The sequence below is a fragment of the Promicromonospora sp. NPDC110617 genome (assembly GCF_055598465.1).
Map to the genome: position 1 here is coordinate 602,254 of NZ_JBVKBM010000001.1, position 23,652 is coordinate 625,905.

A 23,652-nucleotide genomic window follows, 5' to 3' on the forward strand; every position below is an offset into this window, starting at 1 on the left:
GGGTGTCGGCCGGGGCGGAGATAATGGCCGGATGACGGACCAGACCCTCACCCCCGCACAGTCCGCAGCAGTCCCGACCGCCCCGGTCCAGCCCGCCGTCGTCCCCGAGGAGGCCCGCGCCCACGCGGCCGACCTGGGCGAGTTCGTCGCGGCGTCGCCGTCGTCGTACCACGCGGCCGCCGAGGTGGCCCGGCGCGCGCAGGCGGCGGGCTTCACCCGCCTCGCCGAGGACGCCGCCTGGGACGTCACCCGGGGCGGTCGGTACGTGGTGGTCCGCGACGGCTCGGTCATCGCCTTCACCGTGCCCGGCACTGCCGGCCCCACCACGCCGTTCACCATCGTGGGCGCCCACACCGACTCCACGGGCTTCAAGCTCAAGCCCAAGCCGACCACGCGCGGCGCGGGCGGGTGGTGGCAGGTCGGGGTCGAGGTGTACGGCGGTCCGCTGCTCAACTCCTGGCTCGACCGCGAGCTCGAGCTGGCCGGGCGGATCGTCACGCACGACGGCACCGAGCACCTGGTGCGCACCGGCCCGATGCTGCGCATCCCGCAGCTCGCGATCCACCTGGACCGGGGCGTCAACGACAACGGGCTCGCCCTCGACAAGCAGCGCCACACCCAGCCCGTCTGGGGGCTCGGCGACGCGCAGAGCGCGGACGTCCTGGCGGCGCTCGCGGCCGACGCCGGCGTCGACCCCGCGGACATCGGCGGCTACGACGTGGTGCTGGCGGAGACGCAGCCGGCCCGGGCCTTCGGCGCGGGGCAGGTCCTGTTCGCGTCCGCGCGGCTCGACAACCTGCTCTCCACGCACGCGGGGTTGACGGCGCTGCTCGGCCGGGCCGCAGGCCCGGAGGGCGGGCAGGGCACGAGCGTCGAGATGTTCGCGGCCTTCGACCACGAGGAGATCGGCAGCGCCTCCCGCTCCGGCGCCGCCGGACCGTTCCTGGAGGAGGTGCTGGTCCGGATCTCGACGGCGCTCGGCGCCACGCCCGAGGAGCGTTCCCGTGCGTTCGCGGCGTCGCTGCACGTGTCCTCCGACGTCGGGCACGCAGTGCACCCGAACTACCCCGAGCGGCACGACCCGGCCAACCACCCCGTCGCCGGGGGCGGCCCGATCCTCAAGATCAACGCGAACCAGCGCTACGCCACGGACGCGCACGGCGCGGCCGCCTGGAACGCGGCGTGCCGGGAGGCGGGGGTGCCCACCCAGGAGTTCGTCTCCAGCAACGTGGTGCCGTGCGGGTCGACGATCGGACCGATCTCGGCGACCCGGCTGGGCATTCGCACTGTGGATGTCGGAGTGCCAATTTTGTCGATGCACTCGGCCCGTGAGCTCACCGCGGTGGTCGATCCGTGGTACCTCTCGCGCGCGATGAGGGCCGTCCTCGGGGGGTGAAAAGCCGAATCGTCCCGGAACGAGGCGAGAAGGACGGTTGATCGGGGCGACCTGCGCTTTTGCATGTTTCCGTTGGTTCTGTCCGGGTATACATTTGATGCAATACGGACATGACTTGGACGTTTGTCCAAGAAAGAATCGGCCTGACCTGCGAAAATGGCCGATCCTGGTTGTCTGTGAGTCTGGAAGAAAATACCTAGTACCGTCCAGATGCATGGACCTCGTGGGGGTGATACCACTGTGGTCATCCAGAGCCGTGAACTCGGCAAAAGAGAAATGCCGGACCCTCAGGAGCCCCCTGTGCCTCGTGCAACCGTACGCACCTGCGCTCGATGCGGCTGTGTCCTCAGCCGCTACAACTCCGAAGCCCGTTGTGCCGCGTGCCGGCGCACCGAGTCAGTTCCCGTGGTGTCGCTGCCCAGCGTCCCGGCACGGGTCTGGCAGGACGAAGCCGTCCGCTCGGCGCTCGCCGACTGGGACTTCGGTCAGGTCAGCCGCATGGTGCGGCAGCTCGTCCCGCTGCGACAGGAGGACGTGGCCGCCCTGACAGGGCTGAGCCAGTCCTACCTGTCGATGCTGGAGTGCGGTGACCGCCGCCTGACCGACGTCTCGCGCGTCGTCCAGTTCCTCACGGGGCTGGGCACGCCGCCGGACCTGGTGCGGCTCCCGCTCCCGGGGATCAGCCCGCTGCCCGACGCCGCCGAGCCCACGCGGGCCACGACGTCCGGCCAGGTCAGCAGCGCTCCGGTGGTCGTGACGCCCACCGCACCGGACCCCGCGCTGCCGTGGACGGCCGACCGGATGCTCACCGCGCTCCGCCTGGCGCACGTCGCCGACAGCACGGCGGACTGGCTGCCCTCGGACGCGAACGGGCCCGTGTCGGCCACCGCGATGAGCGACGCCGCCGGGACGGACACGCCGCGGCCGGCGTCGGGCATCGCGCTGAACTCGATGATCCAGCGCTGGGACGCCGAGCAGGCCGAGCCGCTGCGCCGCGCCACGGTCGGTACCCGGGTGTCGCTGGAGCTCTGCGGGCACCTGCAGGGCACGCTCGACGAGCTGCGGGTCATGGACAAGGGCTCGGGCAGCGGCGCCGTCGCCGACCTGGCCCGCGCCCACCTCGCCCTGGTGGTCCGGATCCTGGAGCGGAGCACGTACGACGAGGTCACGGGCCGGCTGCTCGCCGCCGTCGCCGCGGACACCGCCACGCAGGCGGGCTGGTTCGCGTTCGACGCCGGGCGCACGGACGCGGCGCGCGCCTACATGCTCGCCGGCCTGCGGGCCGCGCACGCGGCCGCCGACGACCGGCTCGGCGCGGGCGCGCTGTCCTACCTCGCGATCCACGGCTACTCCAGCGGCGACCCGCGGGACGCGGTGCGCGCGGCGGAGGCCGGCCGGCGTCGGATCGCCCGCCTGGACGCGCCGCACCTCTCCGCGACCCTCCTGACCCGGCAGGCCCGCGGCCACGCGGCCGCCGGCGAGGGCGAGGCCGCGCGCCGGGCCCTCGGGGAGGCCTCCGAGCTGTGCGCCCGCGGCCGCGGCGAGGACGACCCGCACTGGCTGTACTGGATGAACGAGGGCGAGATCCACGGGCAGTCCGGCTCGGCCCACCTGGCGCTCGGCAACACGGCGCGCGCCGTGGAGAGCTTCGGGCACGCCATCCGGGCCGAGCGCGCGGGCGAACGCCGCACGCACGGCCTGTTCCTCAGCCGGGCGGCCCAGGCGCACGCCCGGGCCGGCGACCTCGACGCGGCCTGCGCCACGGGCGAGGAGGCGGTGAGCATCGCGGAGACCGTGCAGTCGGCGCGGCTGCGGGAGCACCTGCGGGACCTGTCCGCCGACCTGCGGCGGGGCGGTTCCACGAGGCGCTCCGGCGTAGGAGCGCGGGTGCTGACCGAGCGGATCGCGGCACTGGCGTCGTGACCGCCCCGCCCACCTCCGGCGGCGACGTCCGGACCGATGGTGCCAGGGCCCTGGTGCTCTGGGACATCGATCGGACCCTCGTCTACGTCGGGGAGGTGGACCGGACGGCATACCGGGAGGCGTTCGCCGAGGTCGTGGGACGACCCGCCGAACGCCTCCCGGCCAAGGGGACCGGCGTGACGATGCCGCTGGCCATCCGCGGACTGCTGGCCGACAACGGGGTGCCCGAGCACGAGGCCGAGCGACTGCTCCCGCGCATGCTCGCGGCGGTCCCGGTGCGCTTCGCGGCCCACACCGACGACGTGCGCCGCCTCGGGACCGTGCTCCCCGGGGCGCTGGGCGCCCTCAAGGCGGTCGCGGCCGAGCCCGACCTGGTCACCACGGTCCTGACGGGCAACCTCGAGGAGAACGCCCGGATCAAGCTCGGCGTCTTCGGCATGGACCACTACGTCGACGCCGCGGTGGGCGGCTACTCGTCCGACGACGCGCACCGCCCCGCCCTCGTCGCGGTCGCCCAGCGGCGCGCCGGCGACAAGTACGCGAGCACGTTCCACCAGGGCAACACCGTGATCGTCGGGGACTCGCTGGAGGACGTGCGCACCGGGCTCGAGGGCGGCGCGCGCGTCGTCGCCGTGGCCTCGGGGACGACGCCGGCCGACCGGCTCGCCGAGGCGGGGGCCGACGTGGTGCTGCCCGACCTGACCGACTCGGGCCGGCTGATCCAGCAGATCCGCGTGCTGACCGACACCGCGGGACCCGCGTAGGACCGGTCTGACCAGGGTGCGGAGCCCTTGATGTTCCGACATAGTGACTGTCGTCACATGTGGGTAGACTCTGGTCTCTTCCCGCCATCGACGTTGCTGGCGGGTCGCATCGGCCTTGCACGGGTCAAGCCTGTGCCGGGCAATACATATCTGGGGGAACAGTTCCCGGAGCTCGTCGAGGAGGACGGATGCCCGAAGGAGACATTGTTTTCGGCACGGGGAGCTACACCACGGTGGCGGTGATCGCCGTCATCGCGGCCGCTGCCCTCGGGTGCGCTTTCGTGCTGCGCCGCCAGGTGCTCGCCGCGCCTGACGGAACCGCCAAGATGCAGGACATCGGCCAGGCCGTGCAGGAGGGCGCCTCCGCTTATCTCAAGCGGCAGTTCCGCACCCTCGTGCTGTTCGCGGCCGTGGTGTTCGCGCTGCTCTTCCTGCTGCCGGGCGACGGCGGCGTGCGGGTCGGACGCTCGATCGCGTTCCTGTTCGGTGCGGGGTTCTCGGCCGCGATCGGTTACCTGGGCATGTGGCTCGCGGTGCGCGCCAACGTCCGCGTCGCCTCCGCCGCGACCCGCCCGGGCGGTCGGGCCGAGGGCGCCCGCATCGCCTTCCGCACCGGCGGTGTGGTCGGTATGTCCGTGGTAGGCCTGGGCCTGCTCGGCGCCGCGCTCGTGGTGCTCGTGTACGACGTCGACGCGCCCGCCGTGCTGGAGGGCTTCGGCTTCGGCGCCGCGCTGCTCGCCATGTTCATGCGAGTCGGCGGCGGCATCTTCACCAAGGCAGCCGACGTCGGTGCCGACCTCGTCGGCAAGGTCGAGCAGGGCATCCCCGAGGACGACCCCCGCAACGCGGCCACCATCGCGGACAACGTGGGCGACAACGTCGGCGACTGCGCCGGCATGGCAGCCGACCTCTTCGAGTCCTACGCCGTGACCCTCGTGGCCGCCCTGATCCTGGGCAAGGCCGCGATGGGCGAGCAGGGCCTCGTCTTCCCGCTCATCGTCACCGCGATCGGCGCCTTCGTCGCGCTGCTGGGCGTGTTCATCACGCGCGTCCGCGGGTCCGAGAGCGGGCTCACCGCGATCAACCGCGGCTTCTACATCTCCGCCGTCGTCGGCGCCGTGCTGGCCGGCGTCGCGGCCTTCGTCTACCTGCCGTCCTCGTTCAGCCAGATGACCGGCACCGCGGACCTCACCGACGTGACCGCCGACCCGCGCATCGTGTCCGCGCTCGCCGTGCTCATCGGCGTCGTCCTCGCGGGCGTCATCCTGTGGGTGACCGGCTACTTCACCGGCACCGACAAGAAGCCGACGCTGCACGTGGCCGAGACGTCCCGCACGGGCGCCGCGACCGTGGTGCTCTCCGGCATCGGCGTGGGCTTCGAGTCCGCCGTCTACACGGCCGGCATCATCGCCGCCGCGATCTGCGGCGTGTTCCTGCTGGCCGGCGGCTCCGTCCCGCTCGCCCTGTTCCTCGTGGCCCTCGCCGGCTGCGGCCTGCTCACCACGGTCGGCGTCATCGTCGCGATGGACACGTTCGGCCCGGTCAGCGACAACGCGCAGGGCATCGCCGAGATGTCCGGCGACGTCGACGAGGAGGGCGCGCAGATCCTCACCGACCTGGACGCCGTCGGCAACACCACCAAGGCCATCACCAAGGGCATCGCGATCGCCACGGCCGTGCTCGCCGCGACGGCGCTGTTCGGCTCGTACGCCGACGCCGTGTCGCACGCGCTCGCCCAGGTCGGGAGCGTCGGCTCGGGCCTCGTGACCTCGATGCTCAGCTACGAGATCATCTCGCCGGTCACCCTCGTGGGCGTGATCCTCGGCGGCGCCACCGTGTTCCTGTTCTCCGGGCTCGCGATCGACGCCGTCACCCGCGCCGCGGGCGCCATCGTCTTCGAGGTGCGCCGCCAGTTCCGCGAGCACCCGGGCATCATGACGTTCGACGAGCGCCCCGAGTACGGCAAGGTCGTGGACATCTGCACCCGGGACTCGCTGCGCGAGCTCGTCACCCCGGGCCTCCTGGCCGCGTTCGCGCCCATCGCGGTGGGCTTCGGACTCGGCGTCGGGCCGCTGGCCGGGTTCCTGGCCGGAGCCATCGGCACGGGCGTGCTCATGGCGATCTTCCTGGCCAACTCGGGCGGCGCCTGGGACAACGCGAAGAAGATCGTCGAGGACGGCAAGTACGGCGGCAAGGGGTCCGAGGCGCACGCGGCCACCGTCATCGGTGACACCGTGGGCGACCCGTTCAAGGACACCGCCGGCCCGGCGATCAACCCGCTGATCAAGGTGATGAACCTGGTCGCGCTGCTCATCGCCCCCGCGGTGGTGGCGATCAGCGTGCCGGACGACGCCAACCACGCGCTCCGCATCGGCATCGCGCTGGTGGCGGCGGCCGTGGCGTTCGGCGCCGTGATCTGGTCCCGCGTGCGGGCGTCGCGCGTCGACGCGGCCCAGCAGGCCGAGCAGGACCGCACGGCCGCGGCGGTCTGACGCCGAGGGAGTACCGCGGCGAGGTAGAACCCTGGCGAGATCGCCGGGGTTCTACCTCTGCCTGCTACTGGCCCACGCGGCCGTCCACGCACTCGCGCAGCAGGTCGGCGTGGCCCACGTGCCGGGAGTACTCCTCGATCATGTGCACCAGCACGTCCCGCACCGGGATGTCGTCGCCCCGGTGGGGGACGGTCGCGCCCAGCCCGTCCTCGGGCAGGGACTCCATCCAGGCGTCGGCGTCCCGGACCTCGCGCCGCCAGTTCTCCCACGCGTCCTCGACGACGGCGGGGTCGGCCACGGCGCCGTCGAAGTCCGCGTCGGGGGTCTCCGGCGACTTGCCGAACAGCTTGGGCAGCTCCGGCTGCTCCCCCAGCACCCGCTGGAACCAGGTCTGCTCCACGTGCGCGAGGTGCCGCACCAGCCCCAGCAGCGACATGGTCGACGGCGGCACGGACCGGCGGGCGAGCTGCTCGGCGTCGAGCCCGTCGCACTTCATCTCCAGCGTGAGCCGGTAGTGCTTGAGGTAGTTCCAGAGGGTCTCCTTCTCGCCGACCGGACTGGACAGCGCCTCACGCGGGTCGTCGTCCGGGTCCGCCCACATGTCGGGGTAGACGGTCGCTGAGGTCCATCGCTCTGTCGTCATGGGACCAGTGCACCCTCCGGTCCCGGGCCGGTCAACGCGATTCTCGGCCGGCGTCCGCTCCCACTTCCCCCGCGTCATGGTCCAGACTGGGCGGCGTTGTCGCTGGGAGGCACCGTTGCTCGTTCGTACTCGCCTGCTTGCCGCGCTGACCGGCGCGACGCTCGCCGTCGGCGCTCTCGGTGCGCCTGCCGTGGCGCGGACCAGCCCGGCGGACGGCCCCACGGACCCGGGCGCCTTCGTCGCCTCGTACGTCCCGCCCGAGCCGGTGCCGAGCGGTCAGGCCGGGCTGCGCCTGCCGACGTCGTACCCGTACCAGCCCGACCTTCGTGTCTATCCGGCGAACGAGCGCGACGCCACGGCGCGCAACGGCACGGTCAGCCATGCGGACCTCGCGCCGCGCCTGACGCAGCTGATGGACCGGAGCGACCGGGTCTCGACGCAGGTGGTGGGGCAGTCGACCGAGGGCCGCGACCTCTACCTGGTCACCGTGACGGCGCCGGAGCGCCGGTCGGAGACCGCGCGGCAGGCCGCATGGCGCACGGAGATCCGGGAGCGGCCGGACCGGGCGGCGCGCGATGCCGCCCTGCGCGCGAGTTACAAGACCCCGGTCTGGATGAGCGCCAACATCCACGGCGACGAGTGGGAGGGCACGGACGCCGCGCTGCGCGTCATCGAGCGCCTGGCCACGGCGGACGACCGCGCCACGCGGGAGACCCTGGCGCGGCACCGGCTCGTGTTCAGCCTGACGCTCAACCCGGACGGGCGCACCCACGGGACCCGCGAGACGTCCCTGGGCCTGGACGCGAACCGCGACATGATCACGCTCGCCACCCCGGAGGCGCGCTCGTACGTGCGCACCGTCCAGGCGGTGCAGCCGCTGTTCGCGGCGGACTTCCACGGGTACACCGACGTGCTGCAGGTCGAGCCGGCGGGCCCGCCGCACGGCGCGAGCTACGAGTACGACCTGCTCGTGCCGCACGCGTACGCGATCGCGCGCCAGGTGGAGGACGACGTCGTCGCGGCCGACATCGACGGCAACACCTCCTACGACCCGGCCACGGGCGACGCGGTCGACGAGGACACGGGGTTCGTCAAGATCCCGTACCGGGACACGCCGTCGGGCTGGGACGACTACCCGCCGGTCTTCACCGCGCAGTACGCGTCCCTGCAGGGCGCGGTGACCAGCACGGTCGAGCTGCCGCTGGGCCGCACGGGCCCCACCACGACGCGGGCCGACTCGGCGGTGGACACCGAGGTGGCCGTCACGACGATGACGTCGATGATCGACTACGTCCACGCCCACTCGGACGCCATGCTCGCGAACCAGGTCGAGATGTTCCGCCGCGGGGTGGCGGGTGCGCCGAAGGTCGCGCTGACCGCCCGGAACGTCGACGGCGTACCCGGCCCGGACGAGTGGAAGCGGCTCTGGGGCCGGGCGGACGACCAGGAGCCGGTGCGGCTGCCGCGCGCATACGTGATCCCGGCGGGGCCGGGCCAGCGCTCGGCGAGCGACGCCGAGGACCTCGTGGACACGCTGCTGTTCCATGGCATCGACGTGGGGCGGCTGGTCGCCCCCGCGCACCTTCCGGGAACGGGCACCACCTATCCCGCCGGCTCGTACGTGGTGGACCTGCACCAGCCCCTGCGCGGCCTGGCGAGCTCGCTGCTCGGCCCCGGCTCGGACATCTCCGCGAAGGTCCCTGCCATGTACGACATCTCGGCGTGGTCGCTGGCCGCTCTCTGGGGCGCGACGGTGGACCGGGTGGGCGCCACCACGGACGGCCCGGTGGGCCGGACGGTCCCCGTCGGCGCGGGGCGCGAGCGCGGCAGCGTCCCGGACGGGCAGCCCTACGTCGGCTTCGACCTGGCCGGCGTCGCGGACCAGCGCGCCCTGAACGACCTGCTGGGCCAGGGCGTCACGGTGCGGCTCACGGCGGGCGGGGGCGCCGTCGTCGGGACGCGCGGGCACGGGGCGGCCCACGACGTGGCCGAGCGGTACGGCATCGACTTCACGCCGGCGTCGCGCGCCGACTGGGCGGCGGGGGAGCCGGCCGAGGACCTGACGATCGCGTACGTGGGCGACCAGGACGACCGCCTGTCGCTCCTGGCGCTCGGGTTCGACGACCTGGTCGCGGTCTCGGCGCGCGGGATCGGCACGAGCGCGGCGGCGGCCCGGCCGACCGGGCTCGAGGGCGCCGACGTCCTGTGGGTGGGCTCGTCCCTGGACCTGCCCGCGGGGTCGGCCGGCCACGCGTACGTCCGGTCCTGGTTGCGCGACGGCGGCGCGATCGTCGGGCGCGGGGCCGGCGCGTTCGCGGCGGCGGAGTCGTACGGGCTGGTCAGCGGCACCGCGGTGCGGGGCGACGCGGCCGGCAACGGCATCATCGAGACCGACGTCCCGGGCGACGTGCTGGACGACCACCCGCAGGAGCAGGGGTTCGTCTACCCGGCCGTGTGGTTCACGGGTCTCGGCCCGGGCACCACGGCGGAGCTGACCTACGGCAGCTTTCTCGCCGGCCACTGGTCGTCCTCGGAGGACCGCGGCGGCCCGGAGGCGGCCGACGGGCAGATTGCTGCCGTATCCGGCAAAATGGGGCAAGCGCGGGCGTTCGTGTTCGGCACGTCGGTCTTCTTCCGCACCCATCCCCGGGGCGGCCTGAGCCAGGCGGGGACGGCGATCCACTGGGCCGCGTCGTGACCACCGCCGACGGCTGACCCGTGCGGTCCGCGGCGCGTCCGGGATCACCAGGGGTATGTGGAAAACCGGGTGCTACCGCTATCGTCTGCGGTGTTGTGCTCCCGAACGCCCCGTGGTCCGCGGGCGTGGACGGGAGCCCCGACGCAGGGGGCCCCGACGTGGGACCCGGAGCAGGAGAAGGTCCCGTGAGTGCCGACATCGACCCGACCGAGGCCATCCCTCAGGTCACGGCCGAAATGATCGCGAAGGCGGCAGCCCGGCAGGCTCCGCCGCCGGAGCGCGAGGCGACCAGCGCGCCGGCGGCCCCGGCGCGCACCGCGCCGGAACGCACCGCGCCGGAACGCACCGCGCCGGAGCGGGGCGCGGCCACGAAGGCGCCGGACGCCGAGCGGCGCCAGCCGGTCACCGAGCAGCCCGCCGCGCCGGACGCCGTGCTGTCCAAGCGCCCGGGCTCGCCGTTCGTCCCGTCGGAGCCGTACGCCGAACGGCACGCGTCGGCCGGCCACATCGCCGCCGGGCACCTCTCGTCGCTCGTGCAGATCCCCACCGTCTCGGTGCGGGACCCGCAGCACCTGGACCACGAGTCGTTCGCGCGGCACCGGGCCGCGCTGGCCACGTTCTACCCCCGCGTGCACGCCCTGCAGAGCGAACCGGCGGGCGACCACGGCCTGCTCTACCGCTGGCCCGGCAAGGGGCGCCAGGACGTGCTGCACCCCTACCCGGTGGTCCTCATGGCGCACCAGGACGTCGCGCCGGTGGCCGCCGACTGGCCCGGGAACCCGTTCTCGGGCGAGATCCGCGACGGGGTGGTGCACGGCCGCGGCACGCTCGACGACAAGGGCGGGCTGGTCGCGGTGCTCGACGCCGTCGAGACGCTGCTCACCGAGGGCTTCGTGCCCGAGCGCGACATCTGGCTGTTCTTCGGCGCGGACGAGGAGACGGTCGGCGAGTCCGCCCAGATCGCCGTCCGCCGACTGTACGAGCTCGGTGTGCGGCCGTGGCTCGTCATCGACGAGGGCGGGTCCGTCGCGACCGACGTGCTGCCCGGCGTCGACCGGCAGACGGCCCTCGTGGGCGTCGCGGAGAAGGGCCTGGTCGGGATCAACCTGTACACCACCGACGTCGGGGGTCACGCGGCCACGCCCGGCCGGTGGTCGGCGACCACGCGGCTCGCCCGCGCGGTGACACGCGTGGGCCGGCACCGGTTCGCGGCGCGGGTCGACGCGCCGACGGTGGAGCTGCTCGGCAGGGTCGCTCCCGGCGCGAAGGGGCTCCAGGGTGCCACGCTCCGGCTCGCAGCCAGGACCGCCGCCGGGCCGCTGCGCAAGCTGGCCGCCTGGGCCCTGGCGGGCGGCGGCCCCGAGGCTGTCGCGACGGTCCGCACCACCGTGGCGGTCACCGAGCTGGAGGGCAGCCCCGGCGCGAACGTGGCCGCCACGACCGCCCGGGCCCGCCTCGACGTGCGGGTGGCGCTCGGCGACTCCGTGGACCGGACGGTGGCGCGGCTGCGCCGTGTCATCCGGGACAAGCGGGTCGAGATCGAGGTCGTCGAGAGCAGCGAGCCCAGCGAGGTCTCGCCCACCGACAGCCAGCAGTTCGCGCTCCTGACCGAGTCGATCGGGGCCGCCTACCCGGACGCCGTCGTGGCGCCCTACGTGACGGTCGCCGCCACCGACGCGCGCCGGTTCACGCCGATCAGCGATCACGTCTACCGGTTCAGCCCGTTCGTCATGACACGGGAGCAGCGGCAGTCGACGCACGGGGTCGCAGAGCACCTGAGCGTCGATTCGCTGAGCCGCGGCGTGCATTTCTATCGCGAGGTGTTGCGCAAGATCCCGGGCTGACCTGGGCATTCAACAAAACACCGAAATTGGACTAAGTTCTCCCTCTACACCGGCGAGGGAGACTTTGATGAGCAGCTCCGCAGCACCGTCCGGGACGCCGGGCGGGTCGCGCTCGCCCGTGAACGTCAACGTCCACACGTACCCCGCGCAGCTGCAGTACCCGCCGCGGACGTACCTCGTGTTCAGCATTCTGATGACCATCTGCGTCTGGCCCACGGGAATCGTCGCGCTCGTGAATGCGTCGCGCGTGAACGCGCACTGGAGGACGGGTCAGCACGACAAGGCCCGCAAGGCGTCCCGCCGGGCGCGCAACTGGGGCCTGGTGTCGCTCGCCATCTGGGTGGTCCTGCTGGTGGTGGTCGTGTTCTGGTCGAGCATCGCCTACCTGAACGGGTAGCACTTCACCCACAGTTCGTCAGCTATCACACGATTGCCCCTCCTGTCCTCCCGGGTTCTGCGGGTAAAGTGCGCGGCTATGAGTGCGACACGGCGCAAGGGCTCCCGGGGCGGTCGTGCTGCTTCCCGCGCCGGTGGTCCCCCCGCGAGCAACGCCCTCACCTGGGCGGAGAGCCTCGCGGCGGGTGAGGCCGCGCCGGGCGCCAGCGCCCTCGAGTGGGCCGAGGGGCTCGCGCAGAACGACACCGCCACGCCCAGCCCGTGGGGCAGCGCGGGTGCGGGTGCCGACGACGCCGTCGCCCCCGCGCCGGCCGAGGAGAGCGGCGGCTCCCCGTGGGGCCCGGTGCCGGCGCCCGTCGTCGTCGACGGGGGGGACGCCGCCGTCGGCGAGCCCGAGGGCGACGCGAACCCGTGGGGCTCCGTGACGGCCGCGGCGGAGCCAGCCGCGGCCCGGGGCCGGGGCAAGAACGCCGGCGGCAAGGGTGCTGGTGGCAAGAGCGGCAAGGCCGGCAAGTCCCGCTCCAAGGGCAAGGGCACCACGTCGGGTGCCAAGGGCGCGCCGAAGGACGACACAGCCCCCACGCCCGCGGGCGGCTTCCCGCTGAACGTGGGTCCGGTGGCCGACGAGGCCCCCGACGAGCCACTGCCGGAGGACGACGCCCCGCTCGTGCCGGACGTCCCCGCGCCGAGCGGGCCCCCGTCCCGCGGTCCGGGCTCCACGAAGGCAGGAAAGAGCTCTCGGGGCCGTATCCCCACCCCCAGCACGGCCCAGCAGCGCAAGATCAAGCGGACCCTGCGCCGCGGCCTGCCGCCGTTCCTCGACCGGCCGATGGTGCTGGTGCTGGCCGGCGTCATCGCCGCGGTGCTGGGCCTCGGCACGGGCTGGGGCATGGACAACCTCCCCGCGGGGGGCGGCCCGATGTCGTCGGCCGACGCCGCGTCGTGCGCGCAGACGCAGATGGCGTGGACGCAGGCCGCCAACGCGCAGTCGGCGATGGTCGAGGACCAGCCCGAGACCCTGCGCAAGGGCTTCATCAACGCCCGCAACGCCCTGGACGGCGTCACGCCGCCGGAGGCGATCTCCGCGGACTGGGCGGTGGCGTTCACCTACTACTCGACCGTGGCGAACAACATCGAGAAGGTGAAGGCCAACGACGGCCCTGCCGTGCTGTCGGCGGTCGGTGGTGCGCAGAAGGAGCTCGACACCGAGGCGATGATCGAGGCGACCAAGGCCATCGGGCTCTACGTCAACTCGAACTGCCAGCAGTAGCCCGTCAGGATGGGGCCGTGCAGCCTCCTGTGACCGACCCCGCCCTCGTCGCCTCCCTCCGCGACGACCTGCTCTCCTCCGCCTACGACGTCGACGGCGTCGAGAACGTCCTCGGGCCGCTCGCCGCGGCCGCGCTGCACCGGGAGCAGGCCCTGCCGGCCCGCCGGGCGGTCGCCGCGGCGACGGCCGGCAGGCCGCCGTCGGACCGCGACCCGCGCGCCACCCTCGCCGGCCTCTTCCTGCTGGGCGAGGCCGTGCCGCGCGCCGCGCTGGACCGCGCGCTGCCCACGACGGGTGCGGCCGGCGCGGAGCGGCTGGGCCTGGTGGCCACGCAGGGATCGGGGGACGACGACGAGGTGCGCGCCGTCGTCGACCTGCACCCCTACTCCTCGGTCGACGCCGTCGGCGACGCGCGCTGGTGGCTGGCCTCCGACCTGGGCGAGCTCGCGACCGGCGGCCGACTGGCGACCGACCACGTGCTCGGTGCGGGCGGCGCGTCCCTGACGCTCGCGCAGGTGACCGTGCGCAACCCCACCGGCCGGGTGCTCGACCTGGGCACCGGCTGCGGCATCCAGGCCCTCCACGCGGCGCGGCACGCCCGGCAGGTGGTGGCGACCGACATCTCGCGGCGCGCGCTGTCGTTCGCGCGGTTCAACGCCGCGCTGAACCAGCCGGACGGCGCCGAGCTGGAGCTGCGGCACGGGTCCCTGCTGGAGCCGGTCGCGGGGGAGCGGTTCGACCTCGTGGTCTCCAACCCGCCGTTCGTCATCACGCCGCACGCCGGGGCGGCGGGCCGCGCCGTGGCCGACGCGATCGGCGACTACGAGTACCGCGACGGCGGCCGGGCGGGCGACGACCTGGTGCGCGACCTCGTGCTCGGCGTCGGCGACGTGCTCGCCCCGGGCGGCACGGCCCAGCTCCTCGCCAACTGGGAGCACCGCCGGGGCGAGCCCTGGGCCGAGCGGGTGGGCCGCTGGCTCGACGTGGCGGGCCTGGACGGCTGGATCATCCAGCGCGAGGTGCTCGACCCCGCCGAGTACGCCGAGACCTGGATCCGTGACGGCGGGACCACGCCCGACCGCGAGCCGGACGCGTGGGCCGCCGCGTACGGCGCGTGGCTCGACGACTTCGCGTCGCGGGACGTCGAGGCCGTCGGCTTCGGGATCGTGACCCTGCGGCGGCCCGCCTCGGGCGCCGTGACGCTGCGCCGTCTGGAGGAGCACACCGGGTCGGTGCGCCAGCCGCTCGGGGCGCACATCGCCCGCAGCCTCGCCGGGCACGACTGGCTGGCGGCCCGGGACGACGCCGCGCTCGCCGCGGCCCACCTCGTGACGGCCGCGGACGTCACGGAGGAGCGCTACCTGACGCCCGGCGCCGCCGACCCGAACGTCGTCGTGCTGCGGCAGGGGGACGGGCTCGGGCGGGGCGTGCACGCGTCGAGCCCGCTCGCGGCCCTCGTGGGCGCGTGCGACGGCGAGCTGTCCGTCGGGCAGATCGTCGGTGCCCTCGCGTCGCTGTTCGAGGTGCCCGCGGACGCGCTGGCGGCCGAGCTGCTCCCGGCCGTCCGGGGGCTGGTCAGGGACGGGTTCCTGGAGGAGTGAGCGCGGGCGCCTCGGGCGGCGCGGCGGGGTGGCGCGCCGTTACCGGGACGTAACGGTCTTGTCGAAGACCGATAAATTTCGTCGATGCCCGAGACATATCCGGCTATGACAGATATTTTCCACCGTGTGGAACTCGACATGCGGCACTTGAGGATGGTTGTCGCTGTTGCCGAGTCGGGCAGCGTCACGAAGGCGGCCGCTGCCCTCGGCATCGCGCAGCCGGCGTTGACTGCGCAGCTCAACCGCATCGACCGGTCCCTGGGCGGGAACGTCTTCGTCCGCGACCGGTTCGGTGCGCGACCGACGGAGCTCGGTGAGCTGGTACTCAGGCACGCTCGCGTGCTTCTCCCCGCCATGGCGGCCCTCTCGGACGACGCCGAACGCCTCGTCAACGGCGACGTCGCCCACGGCGAGACCGTGCGGGTCGGCATCACCGGGACCGGGCTGGGCGGGCTGTTCGTCAACCAGCTGCACATCGGGATGCCGGGCGCGCAGGTCACGACGGCGATGCCCCCGCTGCCCGACGACGTCGCGTCCCGGCTCGCCCGCGGAACCATCGACGTCGGGCTCGTCGGGATGTGCTCCGACGTCTCGCCGCCGGCGGCCGTCGAGGTGTCGTGGACGCGGGTCTGCACCGACCCGATGTTCGTGCTGATCGACGAGCACCACCCGTATGCGGGTAAGCCCGAGGTGTCCCTCGCCGAGCTGGCCGAGGAGCAGTGGCTCTGCGTGCCGTCGCACGGCTGCCTCCAGGAGTGCTTCGTGTCGGCGTGCGTGCGGGCGGGGTTCACGCCGCGCGGCATGGGCGAGGCCGAGTGGACCACCGCCGTCGACCAGGTGCGTGCGGGGCGCGCCGTCGCGCTCGTGGAGCCCGGCCAGCCGGACCCGCCGGGGGTGGTGACCGTCCCCCTGTCGGGGGCACCCCTGCGTCGCACCCACTACCTCGGCTGGCGGCACGACGCCGACCTGCGCGTCGACCTGGAGGCCGTCGAGGGTGCCGCCCACCGGGCCCACCGCGACGCGGTGCGCCGCAGCCCGCAGTACGAGCAGTGGCTGGCGATGTACGGGATGCTCGGGTGAGCCGGAGCCGCAGGCTCAGCCGGCGACAAGCAGAGTCTGTGGATGGGCACTTACGTGGTTTGCCCTCCATAGGAAATATGTATGACCTGAGTGTGATCTGGGCGTGAAGTCCATCTCCTCCTACGGTGGCAGGGCGGGTGAAAAATCACCTGCGGGTGGAACTTCACCCTCTCCGACCCAAGGAGTCGCTGGAGATGAGTCGCACTTCCCTCCGGGGCGTCGCCGTGGCAACCGCCACCGTGGGCCTCCTTGCCGGCACCATCAGCGCCGTCGCAGCCGCACCGTCCGACGTCGAGGCCGCGACCGCCGGTTACACGCCGGGTCTCGTCTCCGCCATGGAGCGCGACCTGAACCTGACCACGGCGGACGCCGTGGCCCAGCTCCAGGCGCAGGAGCTCCTGGCGGACACGCAGCAGAGCCTGGAGAAGTCGCTCGGCGCCTCCTACGCCGGGGCCTGGGTCGAGGGGGCGGACGCCCTGCACGTCGCCGTGACCGACGCCGCCGAGGCGGCGGACGTCCGCGCGGCCGGGGCCACCCCCGTGACGGTGGACAACTCGCTCAAGGCGCTGGACGCCTGGACGGCGGACCTCGACGGTGCGCTGTCCCCGGCCGACGTCACCTCGTACCACGTCGACGTGGTGACCAACGAGATCGTCGTCGACGTGGTCGACGGCGCGCAGGCCGACGTCCGGGCCGCCGTGGCCGAGGCGGGCGTGCCCGCCGGCGTCGTCTCGCTGACGACGTCCGCGGAGCGGCCCCGCACGTTCGCGGACGTGATCGGCGGCGAGGCGTACTTCATCGACGACAGCGCGCGCTGCTCGGTCGGCTTCGCCGTGACCGGCGGCTTCGTCTCCGCCGGGCACTGCGGTTCGGTGGGCTCCTCGGCGAGCGAGCCGAGCGGCACCTTCGAGGTCTCGGAGTTCCCGGGCAGCGACTACAGCTACGTCTCGGTCGACTCGGACACCCCGGTCGGCGTGGTCGACGACTGGGCCGGCGGCACCGTGGCCGTCGAGGGCTCGACGCCGGCCGCCGTGGGCGCCAGCGTCTGCCGCTCGGGCTCCACGACCGGCTGGCACTGCGGCACCATCCAGGCGCTCAACGCCACGGTGAACTACGCCGAGGGCAGCGTCTCCGGCCTCATCCAGACCAATGTCTGCGCCGAGCCGGGCGACTCGGGCGGCTCGCTGCTCGCGGGCTCGCAGGCGCAGGGCATGACCTCCGGCGGCAGCGGCAACTGCTCCTCCGGCGGTCAGACCTTCTTCCAGCCGGTGGGCGAGGCGCTGAGCGCGGCAGGGGTGTCGCTCCTGACGAACTGACCCTCTGACGAGCTGACGCCGGGGCGCCGTACGCCCCGGGGCCGTCGGTCCGCGGGGCGGGTAGGGGAACTCCCTACCCGCTCTGCGGCATGTCCGCATATTGCTCCGATATGTCCTAACCGGTATCTGGGAGTTGCCTGAAAGCGACCATACGCTGTGCCGCACTGGGTGAATCCATTGCCCCGACGACAAGGAGTCGCTGGACATGAGACGCACATCCTTCAAGGCGATCACCGTGGCCACAGCCGCGGCGACGCTTCTCGCCGGCAGCATCACCGCTGCTACCGCAAGCGCAGCTGCCGGAGCGGACAAGCCCGAGGTGACGAGCTACGCCCCGGGCATGGTCGCGGCCCTGGAGCGCGATCTCGGCCTGACCACCTCCCAGGCCGTGGACCGCCTCAAGACGGACGAGGCTCTGTCCGCCAAGCAGCACTCCATCGTCAAGGCCCTCGACAAGGGCTACGCGGGCTCGTGGGTCGACGGCTCCGAGCTGTTCGTGGCCGTCACCGACAAGGCCGGGGCGGCCAAGGTCCGCGCCGCCGGTGCCACGGCGGTCACCGTCGACACGTCGCTGGCGCAGCTCGACCGGCTCGCCACGAAGGCGTACCGCGCGGCCCCGCGCGCCGACGTCGCCGGCGCCTACGTCGACGTCGAGTCCAACACCGTGGTGCTCGAGGTCGCCCAGGGGGCGAAGGCCGCCGTGGCCGCCGCCGTCGCGGACGCCGGGGTCGCTGCCGGCGCCGTCTCCCTCGTCGAGGTGGCGGAGATGCCCCGCACCTTCATCAACGTGATCGGCGGCAACGCCTACTACATCGGCGGCTCGCGCTGCTCGGTCGGTTTCTCGGCCACCGGCGGCTTCGTCACCGCGGGTCACTGCGGCGACGTGGGCAACGCCACCACCAGCCCCAGCGGCACCTTCCGTACCTCGTCGTTCCCGGGCAACGACTACGCCTACGTGAACGTCGGCACGGACGACACCCCGGTCGGCGCGGTGAACAACTACAGCGGCGGCACCGTGAACGTCGCGGGCTCGACGGCGGCCGCCGTCGGCGCCACCGTCTGCCGCTCGGGTTCCACCACCGGCTGGCACTGCGGCACGATCCAGGCCCTGAACGCCTCGGTCACCTACGCCGAGGGCACCGTCTCGGGCCTGATCCGGACCAACGTCTGTGCCGAGCCCGGCGACTCCGGCGGCTCGCTGCTGGCCGGCACCCAGGCCCAGGGCATGACCTCCGGCGGTAACGGCAACTGCTCCTCGGGCGGCACCACCTACTTCCAGCCGGTGAACGAGGCGCTCAGCGCCGCGGGCGTCACGCTGATCACGGGTGGCGGCGGCACCACGCCGCCCACCGGGTGCGCCAGCCAGGAGACGGCGTTCAGCGGCTCGCTGAGCAGCGGCGCCTTCACCTACAAGCCGAGCAGCAGCGGGTTCTCGGCGTCGTCCGGCACCATCACGGGCTGCCTCGACGGCCCGAGCGGCGCCGACTTCGACCTGTTCCTGCAGAAGGTGAGCGGCAGCAGCTGGGTCACCGTGGCCCAGGGCATCACGGCCTCGCCCGACGAGAGCGTGAGCTACACGGGCACGGCCGGCACCTACCGCTGGATCGTGGAGTCGTACTCGGGCTCGGGTTCCTACACGGGCGGCTACTCCACCCCGTGACCCCCGCTCCCTGACGGGTCAGATGCTCAGGTCACCCCGGTGACCTGAGCATCTGGCACGTTCCGGGTTCACGGGCGGGCCGTGGACTGGCGGACCAGGAGGATCAGCGCGAACGAGCCGAGGGTCACGGCCACCACCCCGAGCGCACCGCCCATGTAGGCCGTGAGGTCGCCGCCGATCGGCAGCGCCCAGCCGTAGCCGCGCACGCTGCCCAGCGCACCGAGGCCGAGGGCGCCGCAGACGACGGCACCGAGCAGCAGCAGCCCGGCCGCGCCCGACGTCCCGGGCTCCGCTCCGGTGCGCGGCTGGTCCAGGGACGACGACGAGCTCAGCGCGCACACGCCGGCGCTCCAGGCGAGCACGACGAGGATCGCGGCGACGACGTCGGACGGGCGGTGCCACTGCCCGATCAGCGTGGACACGCCGGTCGCCGCGGTGTAGCCCGCGCCGGCCAGCGCGACGAGCGGCCGCCAGTGCCGCGGCACCGCGATGAGCAGCCCGGCGGCGACGGACGCCGCGACGGTCGTGTGCCCGCTGGGAAGGGTGTTGATGTCGGCCCGCGCGATGTCGAGCAGCGCCGGCCGGTCGAGCACCACGTGCTTGAGCACCTGCGTGGTGAGGTTCGCGCCGGCCACCAGGATCACCACCTGGGCCGCGAGCCACCAGCGGCCGCGGGCCAGCGCGAGCACCACGGCGACCGCCAGGCCCAGGCCGACGAACGAGTTGGACACCACGCCGAGCACCGGCTCGGCGAGCTCCCAGAGCACGCCCTGCCCGCGGGCCGCGCCCTCGAGCGCGAGCTGGTCGGCGTGCTGGCCGCGGCCCGAGCGGACGAAGACGTCCCACGTGGTCCAGACGCCCCACAGCGCGAGCGCCGCGACCACGGCGGCGACGACGCGCGGCCCCACCCGGGGCCGGAGGCCCGCCGTCCGGCCGGGCATCGGGCTGCCGACGCTGCTGTCGCCGCCGCCGTGCGGGGGTCGCGGCAGGTCGCGCGGCGGGAGGGTGCGGTCGGTCATGGGCCCCACCGTAGAGGAGTCTCCTGAAGAGACCGTGTCGCTGGTGTGAGACACCCTGTGTCATTGACGCACCACCGACGTGTCGTTGACGCCACGAGTGAAAATCACCACGGTCATGTGAAACCACCGGGCGCCCCGCTGTGAGCCCGGATAGGGTGCGATCCGTCGTGCCTGGCGTACCGTGAACTCTCCAACGCCACCCGGCGCACGTCCCCAGACCCAGCAGGAAGCAGGCAGGACCGGATGTCCCAGGCACGCAAGCTCGTGATCGTCGAGTCGCCCACGAAGGCTCGCAAGATCCAGAGCTATCTCGGTGACGGCTACGAGGTCGAAGCCAGCGTGGGGCACATCCGCGACCTCCCGCAGCCCAAGGACCTGCCCGCGGAGATGAAGAAGGGCCCGTACGGCAAGTTCTCCGTGGACGTCGACAACGGGTTCGACCCGTACTACGTGGTCCACGCGGACAAGAAGAAGAAGGTCTCCGAGCTCAAGAAGGCCCTCAAGGACGCCGACGAGCTCTTCCTCGCGACCGACGAGGACCGCGAGGGCGAGGCCATCGCGTGGCACCTGATCCAGGAGCTCAAGCCCAAGGTCCCGGTCAAGCGCATGGTCTTCCACGAGATCACGCGGGACGCGATCCTCCGCGCCCTGGAGAACACGCGCGAGCTGGACCAGGACCTGGTGGACGCCCAGGAGACGCGGCGCATCCTCGACCGCCTGTACGGCTACGAGGTCTCGCCGGTCCTGTGGCGCAAGGTGCGCCAGGGCCTGTCGGCCGGCCGCGTCCAGTCGGTGGCGACGCGCCTGGTGGTCGAACGTGAGCGCGAGCGCATGGCGTTCGTGTCCGCGGACTACTGGGACGTCGCGGGCACGTTCGCGGTCCCGGACGGGGCGGACGGCGGCGCGGGCTCCGGTCAGCCCTCCTTCCGCGCGCGGCTCACGCAGCTCGCGGGCCAGAAGGTCGCCTCCGGCCGCGACTTCGACGACCGGGGCCGGCTGAAGGTCCGCACCGGTGTGGTGCAGCTCGACGAGGCGGCCGCCCGCGCCGTCGTCGCCGGGCTGGAGGCCGCCGACTTCGCCGTCCGCAGCCTGGAGACCAAGCCGTACACGCGCCGTCCGGCGGCGCCGTTCACCACCTCCACCATGCAGCAGGAGGCGGGCCGCAAGCTGCGGATGTCGTCGCGCCAGGCGATGCGCACCGCGCAGGGCCTGTACGAGAACGGCTACATCACCTACATGCGTACCGACAGCCCCTCGCTGTCGAAGGAGGCGACGGACGCCGCGCGGCGGCAGGCCGCCGAGCTGTACGGCGCCGAGTACGTGCCGGGCGCGCCCCGCCTCTACGCCAGCAAGGCGAAGGGCGCCCAGGAGGCGCACGAGGCGATCCGCCCCGCGGGCGACTCGTTCCGCACCCCGGCGCAGGTCGCCGGTGAGCTGAGCGGCGACCAGTTCCGGCTGTACGAGCTGATCTGGAAGCGCACCGTGGCCTCGCAGATGGCCGACGCGAAGGGGTCGACGGCGTCCGTCCGGCTCGGCGCGACCATCACCGGCGGCGCGCAGGACGGCAACGAGGCGGTGTTCTCGGCGTCGGGCACGGTGATCTCGTTCCGCGGCTTCCTGGCCGCGTACGAGGAAGGTGCGGACGCCGAGACCGACGCGCCGGAGGGCGCGGCGGCGGCCAAGGAGACGCGCCTGCCGACGATGGCCGAGGGCGACGCGCTGGTCGGCACCGACCTCGCCGCGGACGGCCACTCCACCACGCCGCCCGCCCGGTACACGGAGGCCTCGCTGGTCAAGGCGCTGGAGGAGCGTGGCATCGGCCGCCCGTCCACGTACGCCGCGACCATCTCGACCATCCAGGACCGCGGCTACGTCATCACGCGCGGCCAGGCCCTGGTGCCGACATGGCTCGCGTTCGCGGTGATCCGCCTGCTGGAGGAGCATTTCGACCGGCTCGTCGACTACGACTTCACCGCCACGATGGAGGAGGACCTCGACCAGATCGCGGCCGGCTCCCGCGAGCGCGTGGCCTGGCTGCGCGAGTTCTACTTCGGCGAGGTGCCCGGCAACATCGGCACGTCCGACGAGCTCGGGGTGGACAGCGAGGGCGGCGGCCTGCGCGCGCTCGTGGCGAACCTCGGCGAGATCGACGCCGCGGCCATCAACTCCGTGGACATCGGCGAGGGCATCCGGGTGCGCGTGGGCCGCTACGGCCCGTACCTGGAGGACCTCGCGGCCGAGGTCGAGGAGGGCAAGACGCCGCCCCGCGCCTCGGTGCCGGACGACGTCGCGCCCGACGAGCTGACGGTCGCCAAGGCGCGCGAGCTGCTCGCAGCCGGTGCCGACGACGGCCGCGTGCTCGGCACGCACCCCGAGTCGGGCAACCCGATCGTGGCGAAGAACGGCCGCTACGGCCCGTACGTGACGGAGCAGCTGCCCGAGCCCGACCTCGACCCGGACCTGTCGGCCGCGGCGAAGAAGCGGGCGCTGGCCGCCCTGCCCAAGCCGCGCACGGCGTCGCTGCTCAAGACCCAGGCCCTCGACTCGGTGACGCTGGAGGACGCGCTGCAGCTCATGTCGCTGCCGCGCGTCGTGGGCACCGACCCGGAGTCGGGCGACGAGATCACCGCGCAGAACGGCCGCTACGGCCCGTACCTGAAGAAAGGCACGGACTCGCGCACCCTGCCGTCCGAGGAGGCCATGTTCACGGTCACCCTGGACGAGGCGCTGGAGATCTACAAGCAGCCCAAGCGGGGCCGCGGACGCACCGCGACGCCGCCGCTGCGCGAGCTCGGCGACGACCCGACCAGCGGCAAGCCGATCCAGGTCAAGGACGGCCGCTTCGGCCCGTACGTGACCGACGGCGAGACCAACCGCACCCTGCCGCGCGACGTCACGCCGGAGTCCATCACGGCCGAGCGGGCCATCGAGCTGCTCGCGGACAAGCGCGCCCAGGGCCCGGCCAAGAAGCGCACTCCCGCCAAGAAGGCGCCCGCGAAGAAGGCCCCGGCCAAGAAGGCGCCGGCCAAGAAGGCCCCGGCGAAGAGCACGTCCACCAAGGAGTAGCCGGGCCGCCTCAGCGGCGCAGCCGACGGCCGGTCACCTGGGTGGGTGTGATGCGCACCCAGGTGTCCCGGGTGTCCTCCAGGTAGCTGATCAGGTTGGTCGACTCGGCCGCCGCGATGTCGGCGTCGGTCTCCAGGATCTCCGCGGTGCCCTTCACGACGACGCTATAGGCGATCTCGGGACCCCACTGGTCCACCTCGAACGCGACCTTCTCGTTGATCGCCACCTCTGCGACCTTCGTGCCCGGGATGGTGTGGAAGTAGATGGTCCGGTCCGCGACCGCGAAGTTCAGCGGGAAGATCTCGGGCTCGCCCCCGACGGCCGTGCCGAGGCGCCCGATGGGCTGCATCGAGAGGAACTCCCAGCACTCGTCCACGGTCATCGGCGTGATGCTCTGCTCGTTGTCGTCCATGTCCCCATCGTGCGCCGACCGTGCGGGCGTCGCCCGGCGGGACGTCGCCCTGCCGGGCAGGGCGGACCGGGG

Annotated in this window: 16 protein-coding genes; 13 read left to right on the forward strand and 3 right to left on the reverse strand. The window is 73.2% G+C overall.

Translation table 11 applies throughout. The annotated features are described in order from the left end of the window. Positions 1-31 precede the first annotated feature (31 nt). From ACZ7LE_RS02610 to ACZ7LE_RS02625, 4 genes are all read left to right on the forward strand, one after another. Positions 32-1,396, forward strand: coding sequence for a M18 family aminopeptidase (locus ACZ7LE_RS02610; RefSeq protein ID WP_470401825.1), 1,365 nt, complete (start codon positions 32-34; stop codon positions 1,394-1,396). A gap of 408 nt (positions 1,397-1,804) precedes the next feature. Beyond that, positions 1,805-3,319 (forward strand): helix-turn-helix domain-containing protein, encoded by a 1,515-nt coding sequence (locus tag ACZ7LE_RS02615; RefSeq protein ID WP_470401826.1) that lies wholly within the window; start codon positions 1,805-1,807, stop codon positions 3,317-3,319. After that, positions 3,316-4,083: a haloacid dehalogenase-like hydrolase gene (locus ACZ7LE_RS02620; RefSeq protein ID WP_470401827.1), complete on the forward strand. Its 768-nt coding sequence runs from the start codon at positions 3,316-3,318 to the stop codon at positions 4,081-4,083. The genes ACZ7LE_RS02615 and ACZ7LE_RS02620 overlap by 4 nt, the downstream gene beginning before the upstream one ends. Before the next feature lie 188 nt (positions 4,084-4,271). Beyond that, a complete protein-coding gene (locus ACZ7LE_RS02625) occupies positions 4,272-6,575 on the forward strand; it encodes a sodium-translocating pyrophosphatase (RefSeq protein WP_470401828.1) in 2,304 nt (767 codons plus the stop codon). 64 nt (positions 6,576-6,639) lie between these two features. Here the strand turns inward: ACZ7LE_RS02625 and ACZ7LE_RS02630 are convergent, their stop codons facing one another. Then, positions 6,640-7,218 carry a DinB family protein gene (locus tag ACZ7LE_RS02630; RefSeq protein WP_470401829.1) on the reverse strand — a complete coding sequence of 193 codons (579 nt, stop codon included), beginning with the start codon at positions 7,216-7,218 and terminating at the stop codon, positions 6,640-6,642. 115 nt (positions 7,219-7,333) lie between these two features. Between ACZ7LE_RS02630 and ACZ7LE_RS02635 the strand changes: the two genes are divergently transcribed. The 8 genes from ACZ7LE_RS02635 (at position 7,334) to ACZ7LE_RS02670 (ending at position 19,083) form a co-directional block, all read left to right on the forward strand. After that, on the forward strand, positions 7,334-9,916 hold the full coding sequence (locus tag ACZ7LE_RS02635) for a M14 family zinc carboxypeptidase (protein ID WP_470401830.1): 2,583 nt from the start codon (positions 7,334-7,336) through the stop codon (positions 9,914-9,916). Between the two features lie 185 nt (positions 9,917-10,101). Beyond that, positions 10,102-11,760, forward strand: a complete 1,659-nt coding sequence (locus ACZ7LE_RS02640; protein WP_470401831.1) for a M20/M25/M40 family metallo-hydrolase — start codon at positions 10,102-10,104, stop codon at positions 11,758-11,760. 67 nt (positions 11,761-11,827) lie between these two features. Continuing rightward, a complete protein-coding gene (locus ACZ7LE_RS02645; RefSeq protein WP_470401832.1) occupies positions 11,828-12,157 on the forward strand; it encodes a CD225/dispanin family protein in 330 nt (109 codons plus the stop codon). 78 nt (positions 12,158-12,235) lie between these two features. Continuing rightward, positions 12,236-13,426: a hypothetical protein gene (locus tag ACZ7LE_RS02650; RefSeq protein ID WP_470401833.1), complete on the forward strand. Its 1,191-nt coding sequence runs from the start codon at positions 12,236-12,238 to the stop codon at positions 13,424-13,426. A gap of 17 nt (positions 13,427-13,443) precedes the next feature. After that, the gene (locus tag ACZ7LE_RS02655) at positions 13,444-15,027 is read left to right on the forward strand and encodes a DUF7059 domain-containing protein (RefSeq protein ID WP_470401834.1); all 1,584 of its coding nucleotides are present in this window, start codon (positions 13,444-13,446) and stop codon (positions 15,025-15,027) included. Positions 15,028-15,165: 138 nt separating this feature from the next. Beyond that, complete coding sequence (locus tag ACZ7LE_RS02660; RefSeq protein WP_397391057.1) at positions 15,166-16,107, forward strand: LysR family transcriptional regulator; 942 nt, start codon at positions 15,166-15,168, stop codon at positions 16,105-16,107. Between the two features lie 194 nt (positions 16,108-16,301). Next, positions 16,302-17,423, forward strand: coding sequence for a S1 family peptidase (locus ACZ7LE_RS02665; protein ID WP_470401835.1), 1,122 nt, complete (start codon positions 16,302-16,304; stop codon positions 17,421-17,423). 205 nt (positions 17,424-17,628) lie between these two features. Then, complete coding sequence (locus ACZ7LE_RS02670) at positions 17,629-19,083, forward strand: S1 family peptidase (protein ID WP_470401836.1); 1,455 nt, start codon at positions 17,629-17,631, stop codon at positions 19,081-19,083. Between the two features lie 68 nt (positions 19,084-19,151). Here ACZ7LE_RS02670 and ACZ7LE_RS02675 read toward each other — a convergent pair whose 3' ends face one another. Beyond that, positions 19,152-20,102: a phosphatase PAP2 family protein gene (locus ACZ7LE_RS02675; RefSeq protein ID WP_470401837.1), complete on the reverse strand. Its 951-nt coding sequence runs from the start codon at positions 20,100-20,102 to the stop codon at positions 19,152-19,154. 243 nt (positions 20,103-20,345) lie between these two features. Between ACZ7LE_RS02675 and topA the strand changes: the two genes are divergently transcribed. After that, positions 20,346-23,168, forward strand: coding sequence for a type I DNA topoisomerase (gene topA / locus ACZ7LE_RS02680; protein ID WP_470401838.1), 2,823 nt, complete (start codon positions 20,346-20,348; stop codon positions 23,166-23,168). Positions 23,169-23,178: 10 nt separating this feature from the next. Here the strand turns inward: topA and ACZ7LE_RS02685 are convergent, their stop codons facing one another. Next, positions 23,179-23,580: a pyridoxamine 5'-phosphate oxidase family protein gene (locus ACZ7LE_RS02685; protein ID WP_400537944.1), complete on the reverse strand. Its 402-nt coding sequence runs from the start codon at positions 23,578-23,580 to the stop codon at positions 23,179-23,181. Positions 23,581-23,652 lie beyond the last annotated feature (72 nt).